General features: G+C 71.8%; 16 protein-coding genes and 1 pseudogene. 8 read left to right on the top strand and 9 right to left on the bottom strand.

All coding sequences use genetic code 11. The features are described 5' to 3' along the window. The first annotated feature begins 143 nt into the window (after positions 1 to 143). Positions 144 to 1,496 (top strand): replicative DNA helicase, encoded by a 1,353-nt coding sequence (gene dnaB, locus EPO13_05035; protein TAK70307.1) that lies wholly within the window; start codon positions 144 to 146, stop codon positions 1,494 to 1,496. Here dnaB and EPO13_05030 read toward each other — a convergent pair. Continuing rightward, on the bottom strand, positions 1,493 to 2,104 hold the full coding sequence (locus tag EPO13_05030; GenBank protein TAK70306.1) for an alpha-ketoglutarate-dependent dioxygenase AlkB: 612 nt from the start codon (positions 2,102 to 2,104) through the stop codon (positions 1,493 to 1,495). The two genes, dnaB and EPO13_05030, sit on opposite strands and share 4 nt — an antisense overlap. 200 nt (positions 2,105 to 2,304) lie before the next feature. Between EPO13_05030 and EPO13_05025 the strand changes: the two genes are divergently transcribed. Then, a complete protein-coding gene (locus tag EPO13_05025; GenBank protein ID TAK70305.1) occupies positions 2,305 to 3,069 on the top strand; it encodes an SDR family oxidoreductase in 765 nt (254 codons plus the stop codon). 11 nt (positions 3,070 to 3,080) lie between these two features. Next, complete coding sequence (aroQ, locus tag EPO13_05020; protein ID TAK70304.1) at positions 3,081 to 3,533, top strand: type II 3-dehydroquinate dehydratase; 453 nt, start codon at positions 3,081 to 3,083, stop codon at positions 3,531 to 3,533. Positions 3,534 to 3,564: 31 nt separating this feature from the next. On the opposite strand, the gene EPO13_05015 is transcribed toward aroQ, so the two are convergent. The 5 genes from EPO13_05015 to EPO13_04995 are packed head-to-tail and all read right to left on the bottom strand — an operon-like array spanning position 3,565 to position 8,205. Next, on the bottom strand, positions 3,565 to 4,248 hold the full coding sequence (locus EPO13_05015; protein TAK70303.1) for a BON domain-containing protein: 684 nt from the start codon (positions 4,246 to 4,248) through the stop codon (positions 3,565 to 3,567). A 52-nt stretch (positions 4,249 to 4,300) separates the two neighbouring features. Then, the gene (locus EPO13_05010) at positions 4,301 to 4,729 is read right to left on the bottom strand and encodes a pyridoxamine 5'-phosphate oxidase family protein (GenBank protein ID TAK70302.1); all 429 of its coding nucleotides are present in this window, start codon (positions 4,727 to 4,729) and stop codon (positions 4,301 to 4,303) included. Positions 4,730 to 4,738: 9 nt separating this feature from the next. Then, entirely contained in the window at positions 4,739 to 5,473 is a 735-nt protein-coding gene (locus tag EPO13_05005) for a response regulator transcription factor (protein TAK70301.1), read from the bottom strand. Next, complete coding sequence (locus tag EPO13_05000) at positions 5,452 to 7,179, bottom strand: GAF domain-containing protein (protein ID TAK70300.1); 1,728 nt, start codon at positions 7,177 to 7,179, stop codon at positions 5,452 to 5,454. Before EPO13_05000 ends, EPO13_05005 begins: the two co-directional genes overlap by 22 nt. Before the next feature lie 39 nt (positions 7,180 to 7,218). Then, positions 7,219 to 8,205 carry a nitroreductase gene (locus tag EPO13_04995; protein TAK70299.1) on the bottom strand — a complete coding sequence of 329 codons (987 nt, stop codon included), beginning with the start codon at positions 8,203 to 8,205 and terminating at the stop codon, positions 7,219 to 7,221. An 81-nt stretch (positions 8,206 to 8,286) separates the two neighbouring features. On the opposite strand from EPO13_04995, the gene EPO13_04990 reads away from it, so the two are divergent. Continuing rightward, positions 8,287 to 9,237: a universal stress protein gene (locus EPO13_04990; GenBank protein TAK70298.1), complete on the top strand. Its 951-nt coding sequence runs from the start codon at positions 8,287 to 8,289 to the stop codon at positions 9,235 to 9,237. A 73-nt stretch (positions 9,238 to 9,310) separates the two neighbouring features. Next, positions 9,311 to 9,838 carry a flavodoxin gene (locus EPO13_04985; GenBank protein TAK70297.1) on the top strand — a complete coding sequence of 176 codons (528 nt, stop codon included), beginning with the start codon at positions 9,311 to 9,313 and terminating at the stop codon, positions 9,836 to 9,838. 42 nt (positions 9,839 to 9,880) lie between these two features. Here the strand turns inward: EPO13_04985 and EPO13_04980 are convergent, their stop codons facing one another. Beyond that, entirely contained in the window at positions 9,881 to 10,639 is a 759-nt protein-coding gene (locus tag EPO13_04980; protein ID TAK70296.1) for an SDR family oxidoreductase, read from the bottom strand. A gap of 244 nt (positions 10,640 to 10,883) precedes the next feature. Here EPO13_04980 and hisC point away from each other — a divergent pair, with 244 nt between their 5' ends. From hisC to EPO13_04965, 3 genes and pseudogenes are all read left to right on the top strand, one after another. Beyond that, on the top strand, positions 10,884 to 11,981 hold the full coding sequence (hisC, locus tag EPO13_04975) for a histidinol-phosphate transaminase (GenBank protein ID TAK70481.1): 1,098 nt from the start codon (positions 10,884 to 10,886) through the stop codon (positions 11,979 to 11,981). 72 nt (positions 11,982 to 12,053) lie between these two features. Next, positions 12,054 to 15,514: pseudogene (cydD, locus tag EPO13_04970) on the top strand (thiol reductant ABC exporter subunit CydD). 109 nt (positions 15,515 to 15,623) lie between these two features. Continuing rightward, on the top strand, positions 15,624 to 16,400 hold the full coding sequence (locus EPO13_04965) for a carbon-nitrogen family hydrolase (GenBank protein ID TAK70480.1): 777 nt from the start codon (positions 15,624 to 15,626) through the stop codon (positions 16,398 to 16,400). A gap of 72 nt (positions 16,401 to 16,472) precedes the next feature. Here EPO13_04965 and EPO13_04960 read toward each other — a convergent pair whose 3' ends face one another. Both EPO13_04960 and EPO13_04955 read right to left on the bottom strand, forming a co-directional pair. Beyond that, positions 16,473 to 17,384 carry a cell wall-binding protein gene (locus EPO13_04960; GenBank protein ID TAK70295.1) on the bottom strand — a complete coding sequence of 304 codons (912 nt, stop codon included), beginning with the start codon at positions 17,382 to 17,384 and terminating at the stop codon, positions 16,473 to 16,475. A gap of 847 nt (positions 17,385 to 18,231) precedes the next feature. Next, positions 18,232 to 20,055 carry an acyl-CoA dehydrogenase gene (locus tag EPO13_04955; GenBank protein TAK70294.1) on the bottom strand — a complete coding sequence of 608 codons (1,824 nt, stop codon included), beginning with the start codon at positions 20,053 to 20,055 and terminating at the stop codon, positions 18,232 to 18,234. Positions 20,056 to 20,065: the final 10 nt, after the last annotated feature.

Below are 20,065 nucleotides of genomic sequence, written 5' to 3'. Positions count from 1 at the left end.
CAATCGATCCGCAAGGTCGTCCACAGGAGGATTCGACGCTGTCAGTCCGCGCCGTCACCATGGGCGAGCACGCAGGGGTGCGGGGGGTGACCGGGGCGGGCGCCCGGTCGGTCTCGACAGGGCGGGGTGGAGGTGGCTGAGCCGTGAGCGTGTCCGAGCTGCCGCTTCCGCCGCAGACGCCGGATCGCACGCCCCCGCAGGACATCGCCGCGGAGCAGTCGGTGCTCGGGGCCATGCTGTTGAGCAAGGACGCCATAGCCGATGTCGTCGAAGTCGTGCGGGAGGACGACTTCTACCGGCCGGCGCACCAGACGGTCTACGGCACCGTCATCGACCTGTACTCGCGCGGCGAGCCGGCCGACGCGGTCACCGTGGCGGCCGAGCTGACACGGGCTGGCGAGATCGGCCGGGTCGGCGGCGCGGCGTACCTGCACACGCTCGTCGCCGGTGTGCCGACCGCCGCCAACGGGGGGTACTACGCGCGGATCGTGCGGGAGCGGGCGATCCTGCGCCGGCTCGTCGACGCCGGCACGCGCATCGTTCAGATGGGATACGCCGGGGAAGGCGAGGTCGACGACGTCGTCGACCGGGCGCAGGCCGAGGTGTACGAGGTCACCGAGCGGCGGACCAGCGAGGACTACCTGCCGCTACGCGACATCATGGACGGCACGCTCAACGAGATCGAGGCGATCGCCCACCGGGGCGGCGAGATGGTCGGCGTACCAACGGGTTTCCTCGATCTGGACGAACTCATGCACGGCCTGCATCCCGGGCAGTTCATCATCCTCGCGGCCCGTCCGGCGATGGGGAAGTCGACGCTGGGACTGGACTTCGCCCGCTCGGCCAGCATCAAGCACGGCCTGACCAGCGTGCTGTTCTCGCTGGAGATGAGCCGCAACGAGATCGTGATGCGGCTGCTGTCGGCCGAGGCCCAGGTGCCGCTGAACCATATGCGCGCCGGCACGATGGGCGACGCGGAATGGCGCAAGCTCGCGACGAAGATGGGCGCGGTCAGCGACGCGCCGCTATTCATCGACGACAGTCCCAACATGACGATGATGGAGATCCGGGCGAAGTGCCGTCGGCTCAAGCAACGGCACGACCTACGGCTGGTCGTCGTGGACTACCTGCAGCTGATGACCAGCGGCAAGCGGGTCGAGAGCCGGCAGCAGGAGGTCGCCGAGTTCTCGCGGTCGATGAAGTTGCTGGCCAAGGAACTCGAGGTTCCGGTGGTGGCGATCAGCCAGCTCAACCGTGGCGCCGAGCAGCGCACGGACAAGCGGCCGCAGCTGGCCGATCTCCGGGAATCCGGTGGGCTGGAGCAGGATGCCGACGTGGTCGTGCTGGTCCACCGCGAGGACTACTACGAGCGGGAGTCACCACGCGCGGGTGAGGCGGATCTCATCGTGGCCAAGCACCGCAACGGTCCGACCGGGACGGTGGTGGTCGCCTTCCAGGGCCACTACTCCCGTTTCATGGACATGGCCCAGGGCTAGGACGTCCGCGCCGGTGAACGGGCCCACCGCACCGAGATGCTGATCCGTGGACCGGCGGTGGCGACCTTCGGGATGGCGTGGTCCCAGGTCGCCTGGGTGTCGCCGCCCATGACCAGCAGGTCGCCGGAGGCCGGGTGCCAGGCCCTCCCGCGGCCGCCGTCGCGGGGCCGCATGGCGAAGGTGCGGGCCGCTCCGAGGGTCACGATGGCGACGATGGTGTCGTCGAGGTCCCGCAGTTCCCGATCGCCGTGCCAGGCGACGCTGTCGCGGCCGTCCCGGTAGTAGTTCAGGCCGATCGCGCCGAACGGCACGCGGTAGCGCCGCTCCAGTTCGCGCCGTACCAACAACAGCGCGGGATCGCAGTCGCTGCCGTCGGCGTACCACCGGGTCAATCGCGGCTCGTCCACCTCGCGGTCCCACATGACCCGGCGCCGCTGCTGCCAGTCCACGGTCGTCGCCAGTGCGACGAACAGCCCGTCGGCGCCACCGAGCCACCCGGGGACCAGCTCGACCCAGGCCCGTGGACCGAGGTCGGTACGAATCGCCTCCGCCGTGACGTCGACGGCGATCTCCCCTTGGGCGAACAGGTTCGCCTGCAGGCCGGCCATGGCTCCGATCGTAATCGAACACAGGTACGAAGCAAGGGTACCCAGGTCCTGGAAGAAGCGGCGAAGGCAGACGTCGAAGGAAGCGCTGCGGAGCAGGGCCGGCGGGCAGCGCAAACCCGGGCAGTACCAGGGCGTACCGCGTCGACCTGTCGGGTGCCTCCAGCGCGCATCACCCCGCTCGGCGAGGCCATGCTGGCGCGGTGGGAGAGCTCGTGGGCGCGCGGATGGCGGAGCGGCTGCGTTCGGCGGTGAAGGATCCGGGTCCGCCGCCGTACGGCGGGCTGCCCGTCGTGCTGGTCAGCGGCGCGGCGCACGCCCCCGGAGCCGATGTCGCGCGGCGGTTCGCCGCCGGCGGTTGGCGGGTCGCTCTCACCGATCCCGACCCGGTCAAGATCGCTGCGGTGCTGGACGAGGAGGGCGACGGCTTCATCACCGGTGGCTTCGAGCTGGCGCTGGCCGGGGATCCAGCCGACGCGGCCGGGTGCCGGCGGGTGGTCGACGGCACCCTCGACGCGATGGGCCGGCTGGACTGCCTGGTTCACGTCGTGGCCGCGCCCGCCGGTGCGCTGGAAACCCTCGAGCCGGCGACCGTGAACTCCGTCGTGGCCGCCGGTATCTGCGGACCGACGTTTCTGACCCAGGCGGCGGTGCCGTATCTGGAGGAGACCTTCGGCTCGGTCGTCCTGGTGCTGCAGCAGGCGGGCGACGCGCTCGGGGCAGCGGTATACGCGGCGAACGTGGCGCTGTGCCGGTCCTGGGCGGCCGAACTCGCTCCTCGCGCGGTTCGGGTCTGTTCTGTGGCGGCTGGGTCCGGTCTGGTCGCCGCGCAGGAGGGCGGGGTGTACGACGTCACCGAACTGGTGTGGTTCCTTGCCCAGCCGCAGGCCGCCGCGCTCACCGGCGTTCAGCTCGACGCCGGTACCGGGCTGGCTGCAGGCGCCCGCGCCCTGCTTCCCACGCGATAGCGTCGCCGGCCATGACCGACGTCGCGCCGCTGCAGGTCCATGTCCTGAACGGGCCCAATCTCAACCTGCTCGGGGAGCGGGAGCCGGAGATCTACGGCGCCGAGCGACTCGACGACGTCCTACAGCGGCTCCGGTTGCTCGCTGAGCAGCTGCGTGTCGAACTGAGCTTCGCTCAGACCAACCACGAGGGGGAACTGGTCGATCTGGTGCAGGCGGCGCGACACAGCGACGGGATCGTCATCAACCCCGGCGCATTGGCGCACTACAGCTATGCCCTGCGCGACGCCCTTGCCGCCGTGCGGTGCCCGGTCGTGGAAGTGCACATCTCGCAGGTACACGCCCGGGAGGAATTCCGCCACGTATCGGTGACGGCCCCGGTGGTCACCGGGCTGGTCATCGGTTGCGGCACTGTCGGATACGAACTCGGGTTGCGGGCCGTCGTCGACCGAGCCCGGCGCGGCTAACCGGGCAGCTATCCCGCTCCGGCCGGCGGTGCTACAGCGCGAGCTCGAGTTCGTCCTGGACACCGACGACACCGTCGACGGCCCATGCGGCGTCGGTGGCCAGCCGCCGTTGCTCCTCGGTCAACACCCTGCCGTGCAGCGTGACCACCCCCAGCTGATCGACTCCGGCCTCGATCGTGGTGGCGCGCAACTGGTCGTGATGCCGCAGCGCCTGCCGTACCGCGGCGGCGATGGTGTCCGGTGGACTGGTCGAGTCGAGGCAGTCGAAGACCTGGTGGGCGATGCCGAGTCCGACGATCGCCTCGTGTGCCTGCCGGCGACTGGCGCTGCCGTCGGCGCTGCCGCACAGCGTCACGCAGCGGTCCCGGACGATCGCCCGCACTGCGCCGGCACCGGTCACCTCGGCCAGCGCGGCGGCGACGCGCCGCGCGATCTCGGTGTCCTGCAGTGGACCGTAGCCGTTGGCGACCGTCACCGTGTCGACGACCGTCGACACTCCGGGCGCTGTCAACGCGGCGCTGACGGCGCGATGTTTGTCGGCGAACGTCAGGGCCTCGCCTGCCAGCGTGATCGCCTCGTCGGTCACCGCGACGGCGATTCGTACGGCGTCGTCGCCACAGGTGGTCGCCAGGGAGCGCTCCACGGTGCGACGTAGGCGTTGGTCCCGCTCCTGTGTGGTGTCCATCGTGTCCTCCGCGGCTGGGCCTGTGGCCATCCTCGGCCGGCGCCGAGCAGCGCACCAGGGCCCTAGGTCCCGACGGGACGGCTCACCACTTGTCGAACGGGTCGGGCGCCCAATGCCCCGGGCCGACCCGGACGAACCGGCGGCCGGATATCCGGTCCGGTTCCAGTCGGACGAAACTGCCCTTGGGCGAACTTTCCCAGGGAGCCAGCGACAGACCGAGGGTTTCGATCAGCTGTTCCGGGTGGGTGATCTGGCTCAGCCGGCCGTGGACCACGACGCTGTAGGCCTCGTGCTCCTCCCACCCGTCGACCTCGAAGGCCGCTGGTTGGCGTTCCGCTGCGGCCCGCAGTTTGGTGCCAGCCGCGGTACGGAACACCACCGTCGCGGCGTCGACCACGTGGTTGACCGGGAAGATCTCCGGCTTGCCGTCGACGACGATCGCGACCCGGCCGACACTGGCGTGGCGTAGTGCACTCCAGCATTCCCGTTCGTCGAGTTGGCGTGTCACGATCCACCTTCCTCACGTCCCGATGCCTGGTTGTCCGGATGGCCCGCTGCCGCTGCCGCTGCCGGGCGGCCGGACGCCGGCGCCGTAGACCGCCGCCTGGGTACGCCGTTGCAGGCCGAGCTTGGCAAAGAGGTTGGAGGCGTAGTTCTTCACCGTCTTCTCCGCCAGCTGCAGCCGGTCGCCGATCTGCCGGTTCGTGAGGCCGTCGGCGATGAGTGACAGCACCTCTCGCTCGCGGTCGGTCAGTCCCGCCAGCCGGGGGTCGCCCCGCTCGGCCGCCCGTAGTCGCTCCCGCGCCCGCTGGACCTCGGCGGCACTGATCAACGAGCCGCCGGCGGCGATGGTCCGGATCGTGTCGATGAGGAAGTTGCCGCGGACTTCCTTCAGCACATAGGCCGATGCGCCCGCCACGACCGCGGCGAGCAGGGCATCGTCGTCGTCGTACGACGTGAGGATCAGGCAACGGACCTCCGGCATCCGTGACCGGATGTCGCGACAGACTTCGATACCGCTGCCGTCGGGGAGGCGGGCGTCGAGTACGGCGACCTGCGGTCGGCACGCGGGAATGCGCGCCAAGGCTTCGGCGGCGGTCGCCGCCTCGCCGACGACCAGCAGGCCGGGATCGTCGGAGAGCAGGTCAGCGACACCGCGTCGTACCAGTTCGTGGTCGTCGAGCAGGAACACCCGCACGACCGCGGAAGGATGAGAACTCGCGCCACCGGTCGCTACTGCCACGGAATCGTCCACCGCAGATGAGTCCCGTCGTGGTGCGGGGTGAGCAGCGCGCCGCCTCGCCGTCGTGCTCGCCGATCCAGGTTGTGCAGTCCGCTGCGGTACACCTCACCGGGTAGGCCCACGCCGTCATCGAGGACCTCGACGGTCAGGTCCTGTCCGGCCAGTTCGACGTGGACATCCACCCGTGACGCGCGGGCGTGGCGCATGACGTTGCTCAGCCCTTCGCGGACGACCGCCAGGACGTCGTCACAGGCGCCGTCGTCGACGGTGTCGACGGGGCCGGAGAACGAGAGCCCGACCGGGTAGCCCAGGGTGCGGCTGGCGGCGTCGGCGATCTCCCGTACCCGGTCGCGAAGGCCGAGCGGCTCGGCGACGAGCGGACCGCGCAGGTCGAAGATCGTCGTGCGGATCTGCCGGATGGTGTCGTCGAGATCGTCCACGACCCGACTCAGCCGCTGCGCGCTGGCCGTGTCCTCCACGGCGGCGGCTGCGCGCTGCACCGTGAGTCCCACGGCGAACAGCCGCTGGATCACGTGGTCGTGCAGATCGCGGGCGATGCGGTCCCGGTCCTCCAGCAACGTCATGCGCTGCTGGTCGGCGCGGCTGTCGGCCAGTTCCAACGCGATGGCGGCCTGGTTGGCGAAGGTCGTCGCCATCGCCTGCTCGGCTGCCGTGAACGGTCGGCGGCCGCCGCGGCGCGCGACCAGCAGGATGCCCCGCGGTCCATAGCGTCCGGCGAACGGAATCACCAGAGTGGGACCGAGCAGGACGCCTTGCCCCGGGCCGCTGCCGGCGGTCGGGTCGCCGATATCGGCATTGGCGCGCAATGCGTTCCCGGTGCGGTGGGCCGCCTGCATCAGGTCTGTCAGGGCGGGGTTCCCGTCGGCTGTCAGATCGTTCGTCATCGCACCGACGGACGCCTCGATCCGAAACTGCGTCGGGTCCGGCGTCGGCAGCGCCACCGCCACCGCGTCCGCGTCGCCGAGTTCCTGCAGCCGGGACGCGATGGTGGCCAGCGGATCGCCGGCTTCCTCGGCCAGCAGTTGCCGGGTGATCTCCGTGGCGGCCGCGAGCCACGCCTGGCGTTGCCGGGCCTCGTCGTACAGCCGGGCGTTCTCAATGGCCCGTGCGGCGCTGGCGGCCAGCGCCAGGACGAGTTCCTGGTCTTCGGCGGTGAAGTCCCCGTCGATGCGCTCGGTCAGGTAGAGATTGCCGAAGACCTCGTCGCCCAACCGGATCGGTACACCGAGGAAGCCTCGCATCGGCGGATGGTGCGGCGGGAACCCGACAGACCTGGGGTCCTCGTGCATGGTCTGCAGCCGGATGGGCGTGGGGTCGTCGATGAGGGCACCGAGCAGTCCCTTGCCCTCGGGAAGCCGACCGATCATCGACGCGGTGTCCTCGTCGACACCGACGTAGATGAACTGCTCCAGGCCGGTGCGGTCCGGCCGCAGGACGCCGATCGCACCGAAACGTGCGTGGACGAGTTCACAGGCCGCCTCGACCACGTGCCGCAGCAGAGTGGGAAGCTCGAGGTCGGCGGCGACCAGCTGATTGGCGTGCAGCAGTCCGCGCAGCCGCTCCTGGGCGGTGCCGACCGCGTGCGCCGCTGAGACGAGGCGGTCGAGCAACTCGTCGAGGCCGAGGGCGGGAAGCGCAGCTGCGCCAGGGGTCGGCGGCGGTCGTTCCGGCGTCGCGCCGGAATCGGCGGTGGACACCGCAACACCGTAGCGGCGTGCTCGGGCCGGCAGACCATCTCAGCCCAGATCGGTGAGGACGTCGGCGAGCCGCCGCCGGCGACTGGCCGGTGTCGGCCAGGCGCGGCCGACCCGCAGCAGGATCTGCGGAGCGACCTGCAGGCCGAGTTCGGCGACGATCATCGCCCGGGTACGGCGAACCTCGATGACCTGCGTGACCGGGCTGGCGACGTAGCCCTGCCGGGTGGCTTCGAGCAGGACCCGCTCGAGCGCCTGCCCGGCTCGCAGCCACGGCCACGGGTTGTCGCCGTTGGTGCACAGCAACAGCAGCGTCTCGTCCGCCGCCGACCCGGTCGACACCGGGAGGCCGCCGTGGCCGCTGCTGTCGAAATCGCGTAGCGGCAGTTCGCTATCGGTGCCGGCGTCGACATGGGGCACGGTCCAGGCTGCGACGCCGTCCCGCCGGGTGGGGTCGTCGGTGGTCCAGGCGCGCAACTCGGCGCGGTACGCCGGATCGCTGATCTGTTGCAGGTCGGCAGCTCGACTCCATCGGGCGATCGAATCGCGCTGTTCGGGCACCACGACGTCCAGCAGCTCGGCGCCCTCCGCCCGCGCGGCCGCCACCAGCTGGTCGACCACGCTCGGCGGGACGTGGTCCGACTCGAACTGTCGGCGATTGGTTCGCCTGACTTCCACGACCGGATCCAGTGAGGCGATCGGATCCGGATCCTGCGCGAGGCCGGCAATCGCGATGCGGGCGACCAGGTCGGGTAGCCGTGGCTCGGGGAAGGCAGCCACGGCAACCACGAATCCCTCGGCAGCCAGCGCAACGCGGGCGTTGAACACCGCGCAGCCGCAACTGAGGATCAGTTGCCGGCCGGCTGGGTCCAGCACGTGAAGCTGGCGGTCCCAGTCGGCGACGACGTCCAGATGGTCCTCGGCGATCACGAACCGCCAGGGCTGGGTGTTGTGCACCGAGGGCGCCAGGTGTCCGCGAGCCGCCGCTCGTCTTAGCGGCCCGAGGTAGGACATCGCCGTATCGAACACGCGACTCTCCTTCTAGGTTTCCCGCGTCAGCGTGCTCGTCGTCCACCAGCACTGCCAGGGACCAAGGTCACTGTTGCCGGCATGGCCGGGCGGGAGACGCTGCTGCGAAGCCGGAAGGAGGACCCGATGCCCAGCACTGCGAGTGGCAGGCCGATCGTGGTCGGCATCGACGGCTCGGCCGAGGCCACCGAGGCCGCCGTCTGGGCAGCCGGTGAAGCGGTGCGTCGCGGTGTGCCGCTGCGGCTGGTCGCCGTGTGGCATGTGGTGCCCGGCAGCGACAGCAGCATGATGCTGTATTCGGTGTCGGAGTTCGTCGACGAATCCCGGGATTCCGCCCGCGAGCACCTGGACGCCGCGGTCGCATCCGCCACCGCGGCGTTTCCGGCGGTCCAGGTCACCGCCGAACTCGTCCAGGGCCCGGCGGCTCGGACCTTGCTCGACTGCGGCCGCGGGGCGGCGTTGCTGGTGATCGGGTCGTCGGAACGGACGCGGCTGGACCGCCTCGTCTTCGGTTCGGTGACAACGCATGTGACCGCTCACGCGCCCTGTCCCGTCGTTGTCGTCCGGCCGCCGGTGGGCGGCACCGGCGGGCCGGTCGTGGATGGGCCGGTCGTCGTCGGGATCGACGGCAGCGAAGCGGCTCGCCTCGCCGCCGAGTTCGGGTACGACTACGCCGAGGCGCACGGGGTCGAGCTGGTGGCCCTCAACGCGATCCCGCCGAACGCGGTACTCGGCGTGACGCCCACCCAGCGCCGTGACTACCACACGGCCGTGGAGCAGGACACCGCCGCGCTCGTGAGCGATTGTCGCCGAAGGCATCCCGCGGTCAGCACCGTGATCGATGTGGTCGAGGACGACGCTGCTGCGGCCTTGGCGAACCGGGCGAAGGGGGCGTCCTTGCTGGTGGTCGGTTCGCATGGCAAGGGCGCCTTCCGCGGCATGCTGCTGGGTTCGGTGAGTACGTCGCTCGCCCATCGTGCGCCGGTGACCACGGCGATCGTGCGGCCCAGGGTGGCCGAGGACCTCATCTAGCAAGCGCGGCGACCCTCCGAGCGGCCATACCCGCGGCGAGCCGGACGCGATGACCCAGCGAACGGAGGGTGGCATGAATACCGCAGTGGTCGTCTACGAGTCGATGTTCGGCAGCACCGAACGGGTGGCGCAGGTCGTCGCTGCAGCTCTGGCGCGACGGTACGAGGTCGACCTGGTCGACGTCACCGCGGCTCCGGACTCGCTGGGCGAGACCGGACTCCTGGTGGTCGGTGCACCGACCCACGCGTTCGGGCTGAGCCGGCCGAGCACACGTCGCTCGGCGGCAGGGCAGGCGCCGACGCGGGTCTCACCGCAGGACCGGGGCGTCCGTGAATGGCTCGACGTACTCCAGATCCCTGTTGGCACACCGGGTGCGGCGTTCGATACCCGGGTCCGAGTGCACGGTATGCCGGGATCAGCCGCGCGACGGATCGATCGGCGGCTGCGGCGGCTGGGCGTGACCCGGGTGTGTCCGCCGCAGACCTTCTGGGTGCCTGGCAGCGCCGAACCGATCGGGGACGCCGAACTCGAGCGGGCGCGCCGGTGGGCGGAGAAACTTATCGCCGGCCAGGCAAAGATCGGCGGTCCGGCACCGGCATGACCGACGTGATTCGCGCCGAAGGGGTGACCGGCGGCCGGACCGTCAGACGGCGGTGAATCCGCCGTCGACGTAGAACTCAGCGCCGGTCACGAACGCGGCGTCATCGCCGGCCAGGAAGGCGATCACCGCGGCGACCTCGGCCGGTTTCCCCAACCGGCCCATCGGAGTCATCGAGATCATCGCCTCCTCGACGGGCGTGCCACGGGCCTGGTCCAGCAACGGCGTGTCGATGAAACCGGGGTGGACCGAATTGACCCGGATTCCGGCGGTAGCCCAGTGCAGCGCGGCGTTCTTCGTCAGGACCCGGATCGCACCTTTGGCCGCGTGGTAGGCCGGCGACGTCCCGAAGCCACCGCCGGCGGCGAAGATCGAACTCACGTTGACCACCGAGGCGTGGCCGGACCGCTTCAGCTCGGCGGCCGCCTCACGCATGCCGAGGAAGACGCTGGTCTGGTCGACGGCGATCGTGTTGTCCCAGTCCGCGACTGTGGTGTCCTCGATGGTGGCGAGATCGCCCGCGCCGGCGTTGTTCACCAGGATGTCCAGGCCGCCGTACAACCGCACCGTCGCCGCGATCGCGTGGCGCCACTGGGTCTCGTCGCGCACGTCGAGGGCGACGTACGCCGCCGACAGCCGATCGTGGTCGAGTTCCGCGGCAACAGCCTCGCCGGCAGCGTTGTTCACGTCGGACACGACCACCTGCGCCCCCTCGGCGGCGAGTCGCCGTGCCGTCGCTGCGCCGATGCCGCTGGCCGCGCCGGTGACCAGTGCCGTGCGTCCCGCCAGCCGTTCGGTGTCCATGTCGCCTCCCTGCGGGAAGGCTGCCGCCGGCGGCCGACGTCGGCCAGGGACCTAGGTCCCGCCGGGGATTGGGCGATCCGGGACGATGGAAGCGGGCGGCCGTCCGGCCTCCAGGACCGATCGGTCGCCCGCCTCGTAGGGCAGGTATCGGCCGGCGCCGGTCGGACTTGAGCGCCATTAGGCTGCGCCGGTGACTGTGGCCGGTGCGGACGATCCGGCAGCGCGCAGCGATTCCGCGGCGCCGCTGGCCCCCGGGCCACGGGCCCGTGCTGCACTGGCCGGGATCCCGACGTACAACGCCGGGCAGCGGCCCCGGGTCCGCACCGACCTGACGGTGTACAAGGCGTCGTCGAACGAGAACCCCTACCCGCCGTTGCCGAGTGTCGTCGACGCGATAGCGCGGGCAGCCGCGCAGGCCAACCGCTATCCCGATCCGGCGTCGACCCGGCTCGTGGCGGCCATCGCCGCCCACCACGACGTGCCGGCCGACCACGTCGCGGTCGGCACCGGCTCGGTGGCGCTGTGCTCCCACCTGGTCAGCGCCCTGGCCGGGCCCGGTGACGAGGTCCTCTACGCGTGGCGGTCCTTCGAGGCCTACCCGATCTGCGTCCAGGTCGCCGGGGCGGCCAGCGTGGCGGTCCCGCTGCTGGCCGACGAGCGGCACGACCTACCGGGGATGGCCGCCGCGATCGGGCCGCGGACGAGGCTGGTGTTCGTCTGCAATCCCAACAACCCGACCGGCCAGGTGGTCCACGCCGCCGAACTCGCGGAGTTTCTCGACGCCGTCCCGCCGGATGTCCTGGTCGTCATGGACGAGGCGTACGTCGAGTTCGTTCGCGACCCGCAGGTGCCCGACGGCATCCGGCTGTACCGCGACCGGCCGAATGTGGCGGTGCTGCGCACCTTTTCCAAGGCCTACGGTCTGGCCGGGTTGCGGGTCGGCTACCTCGTGGCCCATCCGGAGGTCGCCGCCGCGGCACGGCTGACGTCGACGCCTTTCGGCGTTTCCGTCATCGCCGAGGAGGCCGCGATCGCCTCGCTGGCCGCTCACGAGGAACTGGCCGGGCGGGTGGCCTCGGTCGTGGCCGAGCGGGACCGTTTCGTCGCCGGCCTGCGCGCCGCCGGGCTGCACCTGGAGGCGACGCAGGCGAACTTCGTCTGGCTGCGACTGGCCGACCGGGCCGCCGAGTTCGCGCGCGCCTGCGAGGAGGCGGGCGTGACGATCCGGCCGTACGCGGGGGAGGGCGTCCGGATCACCGTGGCCGAGCCGGAGGCCAACGACCGCGTCGTCGCGGTGGCCCGGCAGTTCGTCACGGCGAACGGTCCTGCCGGCGAGCAGTAGCGCATCGGCGCGGCCGCCCCGGCGGTCGGGGGCGGGCGCCGCAGTAATCCAGGCGCGGGAGGATGTGCCCCGATGCGACCCCTGGACCCCCGGCTGTTGCGGTGGGCGCGCGCGACCCGTGCGTTCCTCGCCGCCTCCGTCGTCCTCGGAGTCCTCACTGCCGGTCTCGTCATCGCCCAGGCGGTGCTGCTCGCCGACCTGCTGACCCGGGCATTCCTGGGCGGCGCTGCGCTGGCCGAACTGTGGCCGGGCATCATCGCGCTGGCGGTCGTCCTGGCCACCCGGGCCCTCGCGGCGTACGGCGCCGAAGCCATCGCGCACGGTTCGGCCGCCCGGGCCAAGAGCGAACTGCGGCGGGCGCTGGTCGAACACACCGTCGCGCTCGGTCCGTCGTACCTGGCCGGCTCCCGTTCGGCCGACCTCGCCACACTGGCCACCCGGGGGATCGACGCCCTGGACGCCTACTTCGCCCGCTACCTGCCCCAGCTCGCCCTGGCGGCCGTCGTTCCGCTGGCCGTCGGGCTGACCATCGCCGGCCACGACCTGCCGGCGGCCCTGATCATCGCGGTCACCGTCCCGCTCATCCCCGTCCTGATGATCGTCATCGGGATCTGGACGCAGGCACGGTCCGACCGGCAGTGGCACAGCCTGCAGCTGCTGTCCGGTCACTTCCTCTACGTCGTCGCCGGGCTGCCCACGCTCAAGGTGTTCGGTCGCGCCGCTGCCCAGGCGCAGACCCTCCGCGAGGTCGGCGATCGCTACCGGCGCACCACGATGGGTGTGCTGCGGGTGTCGTTCCTGTCCGGCCTGGCCCTGGAACTCGTGGCCACGGTGTCGGTCGCCGTGGTCGCCGTCAGCGTGGGTCTACGGCTGCTGGCCGGTGAGCTGGATCTCCACACGGCCCTGCTCGTCCTGCTGCTGGCGCCCGAGGTCTACCTGCCGCTTCGCCTGGTGGGCGTGCATTTCCACGCGGCCGCGGACGGCGTCACAGCAGCCGAACGGGTGTTCGCGGTGCTGGAGACCCCGCTGCCGGCGGTCGGCGGGCGGACGGACGTACCGGACCTGCGCCGGGTGACGCTGCGGCTGGAGGCGGTGACCGTCAGCTACCCGGGACGCGCCGCGGCGGCAGTCACCGGACTGGACCTCGAGGTGGCCCCGGGGCGCGTTACCGCGCTGGTCGGTCCCAGCGGCAGCGGCAAGTCCACCGTCCTGTCGGTCGTGCTCGGCTTCGTCGTCCCGCAGGCCGGCCGAGTCGTGCTGATCGACCGCGACGGCAGCCGGACCGAGGTCGCCGACCTGGATCCCGAAGCGTGGCGGGCCCGGCTGGCCTGGGTACCGCAGTCGCCGCACCTCGTCCCGGGGACCGTGGCGGACAACGTCGCGCTCGGTCGTCCCGGGACGTCGCGGGCACAGGTGCAGGACGCCCTGCGCGCGGCGGGGCTGCGGCCCGGCGATGCGTTGCTGCCCGGCGGCGCGGACACCGTCGTGGGCGAAGGCGGCGCGGGCCTGTCGGTCGGACAGCGCCGCCGCGTCGCGGTGGCCCGCGCCCTGTGCCGCAACGCCGATCTGGTCCTGCTCGACGAGCCCACCGCGTCGCTGGACGGGTCGGCCGAGGACGACGTCGCGGAGTCGCTGGCGGCGCTGCGGGCGACCGGGACCACGATCCTGCTGGTCGCGCACCGGCCGGCGCTGGTCGCGCTCGCCGACCACGTGGTCACCGTCGACCTCCCGACGGCCGCGTTGGCGCAGGCGTGACCAGGCGGCCGGTGTTGCGGCTGCTGGCCGGGCTGCGCCCGGTCGGCGGCACGCTGCTGCTCGCGGCGCTGCTCGGCGCGCTGGCCCTCGGCAGTTCGGTCGGGCTGCTGGCCGCCAGCGCCTGGCTGATCTCCGCTGCCGCGCTGCACCCGCCGCTGGCCGCGCTGGGTCTGTCAATCGCCGCGGTGCGGTTCTTCGGTGTCGGCCGGGGGCTGTTCCGGTACGCCGAACGCCTGGCCGGGCACTCGGCCGCCTTCGCTGCCCTCACCGAGTTGCGCGTCGCGGTGTACGACCGGCTGGCGCGGCTGGCGCCGGCCGGGGTGTACGACGTACGCCGGGGCGACCTGCTCGCCCGCATCGTCACCGACGTCGAGGCGACCGTCGACCTGCCGGTGCGGGTGCTGCTGCCAGGCGCTGCGGCGCTGCTCGTCGGCGTCGGCTCGGTGGTGTACGTCGGGTGGCTGCTGCCGTCGGCCGCCGGGGTGCTCGCGCTGGCCCTGCTCGCCGGTGCCGTGCTCGTGCCCTGGCTGAGCACAGTCCTGGGCGCCCGGTCCGCGCGTCGGCTCGCGCCGGCCAGCGGTGAGCTGTCCGAGCGGGTCGTCGCGTTGCTCGACGGCGCCGCGGACCTGGTCGCCACGGGGGCGCACCGGTCCGCGGTCGAGTCCGTGCTGGCCAGCGACGCGCAACTGACGACCCTGGCCCGCCGGCAGGCTCGTACCGCCGGCGTCGGTGCCGGGCTCGGCATCGCGGTGCAGGGGGCAGCGATCATCGGATCGCTGCTGGTCGCCGTGCCCGCGGTCCGGGACGGCTCGCTGCCCGGGGTGGATCTGGCGATCGTGGTGCTGCTGCCGCTGGCGGCGTACGAAGCCGTGGCCGCGCTGCCGGCAGCCGCGGTCGCGCTGATCCGGGTGCGCGCGGCGGCCGCGCGCGTGTTCGCCGTCGTCGACACCCCGGTACCCGTCCCCGACCCCGTCCCGGCAGCGACCCTGCCTACTGATGCCGCGCCGATCGTCGCCGTACGCGGGCTACGGGTGCGATGGGCGCCCGACGGGCCCTGGGTCGTGGACGGGATCGATCTGGACCTGCGGCCCGGCCGGACCGTGGCGCTCGTCGGGCCGTCGGGGGCCGGGAAGTCCACGGTCGGAGCGGCCTTGCTGCGGTTCGCGCCGTACGACGGGTCGATCACGCTGGCCGGCGTCGAGTTGGCACGGCTGACCGGAACGGAGGTACGCCGCCGGGTCGGCCTGCTGTCGCAGGACGCGCATGTGTTCGACACGACCGTGGGCCGCAACGTCGCGATCGGCCGGCCGGCGGCTTCCCCGGGCGAGCTGCGTGCCGCGCTCGGCGCCGCCCGGTTGTTGGAGTGGGTGGACGACCTTCCCGCCGGACTGGACACCCCGGTCGGCGAGCACGGTGCGGCGCTGTCCGGCGGGCAGCGGCAACGGCTGGCGATGGCACGGCTGCTGCTGGCCGGGCACCCCGTCCTGGTTCTCGACGAGCCGTCGGAGCACCTCGACCAGGCCACCGGCGCCGCGCTGCTGGCAGACGTACGGGCCCTGACGGCCGACCGCGCCGTCCTGCTGATCACCCACGACCTCGCCGGGCTGCCCGAGGTTGACGAGATCGTCCTGCTGGCCGCCGGGCGGGTGCTCGAGCGGGGGAGCCACGCCGAGCTGCTCGCCGCCGGCGGCAGCTACGCCGCGATGTGGGCCCGGGCCCGCGCGGTGGCTCCGGATGCCGGAGCCGACGGCGCGAGCCCGACACCGGTGCAGCCGTAGGGTCGTCGCCGTGCCCGACGCTCCTGCCGACACCACTCGCTCTGGTGAGGCTGCCGACGGTGTCGCGCCCGACGGCACGGTGCGTGCCGACGGCGCGGTGCCGGTCAGCGTGCGGGTCGCGGTTCTGCAACTGGACGTGTCGGCGGGCGAGCCGGTCGCTGCGCGGGTGGACCGGGTCCTCGACCTGGTCGCCGACACTGCCCGACAGGCCGACGTGGTGGTGCTCCCGGAGTTGTGGCACGTCGGCGCGTTCGATATCCCGGCTGCACGGGCGCATGCCGAACCGGTGTCCGGCGACCTCGTCACGCGGTTGCGCGAGACGGCCCGGGCAGCGGGCAGCTGGCTGCACGCCGGTTCCATCGCCGAGGTCACCGACACCGGCGCGTACTACAACACCTCGGTCCTGATCGGCCCCGACGGGAGCCTCGCTGCGACGTACCGCAAGCTGCACCTGTTCGGCTTCGACGGTGGTGAGGCGACGGTGATGACCCACGGAACCGACCTCGTGGTGGCGCCGACTCCGTTGGGACTCACCGGGTTGTCGACCTGCTACGACCTGCGGTTCCCCGAGTTGTACCGCCAGCTGACCGCCGCGGGTGCCACGGCGTTCCTCGTACCCAGTGGCTGGCCGGCGCGGCGGATCGAGCACTGGCGGGTGCTGACCCGGGCCCGGGCGATCGAGGACCAGGCGTTCGTGGTGGCGTGCAACGCGGTCGGGACACACGCGGGGGTACCGATGGGCGGCCACAGCGTCGTCGTCGATCCGCAGGGTGAGGTCGTCGCGGAGGCCGGCACCGACCAGGAGGTGCTGCTCGTGGACCTCGATCCCGACCGGGTGACCGCCTGGCGTTCGGCGTTCCCGGTGCTGGCCGACCGACGGCTGTGATCGGCCGCCGCCCAGGCAACGGGCGGTGGCGACAGCTCGGCTAACGAGGGGCGGAGTCGCCCCGACAGCGCCTCAGGCGCGCGGGAGAGCCGCGGTCGGCGCCACCACCACGACGGGGGAGGCGGCCGGGTCCAGCCAGCGCAGCAGGGCTCGCATCGTGGCCCGCGGCACCGAGATACAGCCCGCGGTCGGCTGCACGACGCCACGCACCTTCTTGTTGGCGTGCAAGAAGATCCCCCCGCCGGCCCGGGTGTCGGCCGGCACCGCCGCGCGCCACAGGGAGCCGGACTTCAGGTACGGCGGCCGAGGCAGGTTGAAGTCCAGTACCGCGGCGTAGTCGTACTGCCGGCCGTACGACCGCAGCCGTTCCACGTAGCCGGCGCGCCACCGGCCGGCCGGCGGGGTGGTCTGCAGGACGTTGTACGTCGCCGGATCCCGTGGGTCGTACGGCCACGCGTCGTCGCCGTCGACCGCCGTGTACGGCAGGGCCGTCCCCGGGTCGGCGACCCGTCCGAAAGCCTGTGTGACACCGAAGGTTCCCGCTGGCGTCATGCCGCTGCCCTGCCGGCGCGACGCCGCCCAGACCAGCCCGTGCCGGCCGAGCGCGCCGCGGACCGGCGCGAACGCCAACTGCCAGTGGCCGTCCGCGGTCAGTTCGTACGCCCGCAGCGTGCCGTGCGCCGAACGCCACCGGGGCGCGCTGACGACGATGACCTGGGTCGCCGTGCCGAGGTGGCGCAGCCGGCTGGGGTTGGTCGGTCCACGCCGCTGCGCCGGCAGCCAGCTGGTCGACACGGCGGTCGTCGGTATCGAGGCTGGCGGCGCTGCTGCCGTGAGAACCATTGCCGCCGAAGCTGATGTCGACGCCGCGGAGACGGTGCCGAGTCGCTCTGCCGGCTGGGCTCCCGAACCGACACCGAAACCGAGGCCGGCGACGGCCACGCCGGCCAGGGCGGCGCGGCCAGCTGCCCGGGCGTCGAGCATGGCGTCCTTTCCTCGGGACGAATCCGCGTCGTTCGATGGCGCGGCGATCCTAGGTCGGCAGCCGATCGACCGCCCGGCCGCCTGGCGCACGTCACCGTGGGTGACGCTGTCCTCCGATCGGCGCAATTTGTGCTGTGCAGGCTGCGCACAGCGCAATCGTCGGCCTAGTCTCGGCTCGGGCCAGGGGGGTCCGCGGCGACGTTGCGCTGGGGGGTGCGACGTATCCGAAGTGGGGCGCGGGTGAGGGGTACTGATATGCCAGCGAGCAAGAAAATGACTGTGGCACAGGTAGTATCGACGATGTCGGCGACCATCTCGGTTGCTGCGAGTTCGGCACTGACCACACCGCGGCCGCGGTGGGACGACTTCGCGTGGTCCGAGCCGCACCTGTCCGACGCCGACGAGGTCTGACGACCCCGAGCAGGCGCCGGGTCCAACCGCGGGCCGGCCGGGCCGCCAGTTCGCGGGTTAGCGGCGGCTGACCTCCGCCGTTCGGCTGATGGCGACAGGTCCATCCGCTTCGGACAGGGACCGAACCGGCGACTGCCGGCGGCGTTGCACCGTCGGTACGGTGCTGACGTCGGTCGACTGTCGCCGCGAGGCGCTGAGGGGGTCGGTCGACCTCGACGGTGGTCGCTCGTGCGTCTGAGGGGGCGCTGACCATCGTTCACGGGCCGCGACGGCCCGGGTCGGCAACGACCCAGTGTCAGGGCGGCGACGTCGTGGCACACAGACAGACGACGGCGTCAGCCGGGGTGGAGGGGCCTCGGCTGACGCCGTCCTGTTTTCCTGCCGCCGATGGCCGCCAGGCTGTCGGCGACAATGGTTCTCGGCCATGGGATCTGGGCTACAGGGCCTCGTCCGGTACCTCCATGAGCGCCAGATCCGTCGCGGCCGCGATGTGCCGCTCGGCGGTGAGCAGCGGCAACCTGTTGTGGGCGAACCACTGTGCGGTCGCGAGCTTGCCCCGATAGAACGCCCGGTCGCCATCGGACACGTCACCACGGGCGAGCGCGTGCTCGGCGACCTCGGCCTGTCGCAGCAGCAGCCAGCCGATGACCAGGTCGCCGGCGGCCAGCAGCAGCCGAGTGGTGTTGAGGCCGACCTTGTAGACCTCCGTGGGCTGGTCGGCCTGGGCGGCCAGTGCCCACTGGCCCATCACCGAGATGATTCCCTGGACGTCCTCCAGCGCGTGGCCCAAGAGCTGCCGCTCGGCGGCGAAGGGGTCGTCGCCACCGGGCCCCTTGACGGTCAGCGCTATCTCACCGGCAAGGTGGAACACCGCCTGGAAGTTGTCCCGCAACATCTTCCGGAAGAAGAAGTCCTGCCCTTGGATCGCCGTCGTGCCCTCGTACAGGGTGTCGATCTTGGCGTCGCGCAGGTACTGCTCGATCGGGTAGTCCTGCAGGTAGCCCGAGCCGCCCAGCGTCTGCAACGACAGGGCGAGCATCTCGTACGACCGTTCCGAACCGACGCCCTTGACCAGGGGCAGGAGCAGGTCGTTCATCCGCTCCGCGGTCGCCGTTTCCTCACCGAGCGCGATGCGGTCCTGCCACTGCGCGGCATACGCCACCAGGGCCCGCATCCCCTCGGCATAGGCCTTCTGCTGCATCAGCAGCCGGCGTACGTCGGGATGCCGGATGATCGGCACCCGCGGCGCATCCTTGTCCGCCAGCCGGGTCAGATCCGCGCCCTGCACCCGGGTCCGCGCGTAGTCCACGGCCGTCAGATAACCGGTCGATAGCGTCGCGATCGCCTTGGTGCCCACCATCATCCGGGCGTACTCGATCACCTTGAACATCTGCGCGATCCCGTCGTGAACGTCACCCACCAGCCAGCCGACCGCCGGTGCGTTCTCGCCGAAGGTGACCTCGCAGGTGGTCGAGGCCTTCAGGCCCATCTTGTGCTCGACGTTGGTGACGTAGACGCCGTTGCGTTCGCCCAGTTCGCCGGTCTGCAGATCGACGGTGAACTTCGGGACGACGAACAGCGACAGTCCCTTTGTGCCGGGCCCGGCGCCGACCGGGCGGGCCAGGACCAGATGGATGATGTTGTCGGCCAGGTCGTGTTCGGCCGAGGTGATGAATCGCTTCACACCCTCGATGTGCCACGACCCGTCCGGCTGTTCGACGGCACGGGTCCGGCCCGCGCCCACGTCGGATCCGGCGTCCGGCTCGGTGAGCACCATGGTGGCGCTCCACCGGTGTTCGACCATGAGTTCGGCGAGACGGCGCTGATCGGCGTTGCCGAGTTGGTAGAGGATCGAGGCGAAGCCCGGGCCGGCCATGTACATGAACGCGGCGGGGTTGGCGCCGAGGAACAGTTCGGCCGCCGCCCAGCGCAACGAGGGCGGAGCGCCGGTCCCACCGAGTTCGTCCGGCAGGTCCAGGCGCCACCACTCCGCATCCATCAGGGCCTTGAAGGACGCCTTGAAGCCGGGCGGCATCGTCACCGTGTGCGTGGCGGGGTCGAACACCGGCGGGGTCCGGTCGCCTTCGGCGAAGGAGTCAGCCAGCGGTCCGCTGGCGAGCCGTTCGATCTCACGAAGAATCGTGCGGGCGGTCTGCACGTCCATCTCCGCAAACGGGCCGCGGCCCATCCGGTCTCCCGCTCCGAAGACCTCGAAGAGGTTGAACTGCAGGTCGCGCAGGTTGCTGCGGTAGTGCCCCATCTCGCCCTCC

It is taken from the genome of Actinomycetota bacterium, assembly GCA_004297305.1.
GTDB lineage: Bacteria > Actinomycetota > Actinomycetes > S36-B12 > FW305-bin1 > FW305-bin1.
Note: the sequence above shows the minus strand (reverse complement) of the source record. Positions and strands in the feature narration are given on the sequence as shown.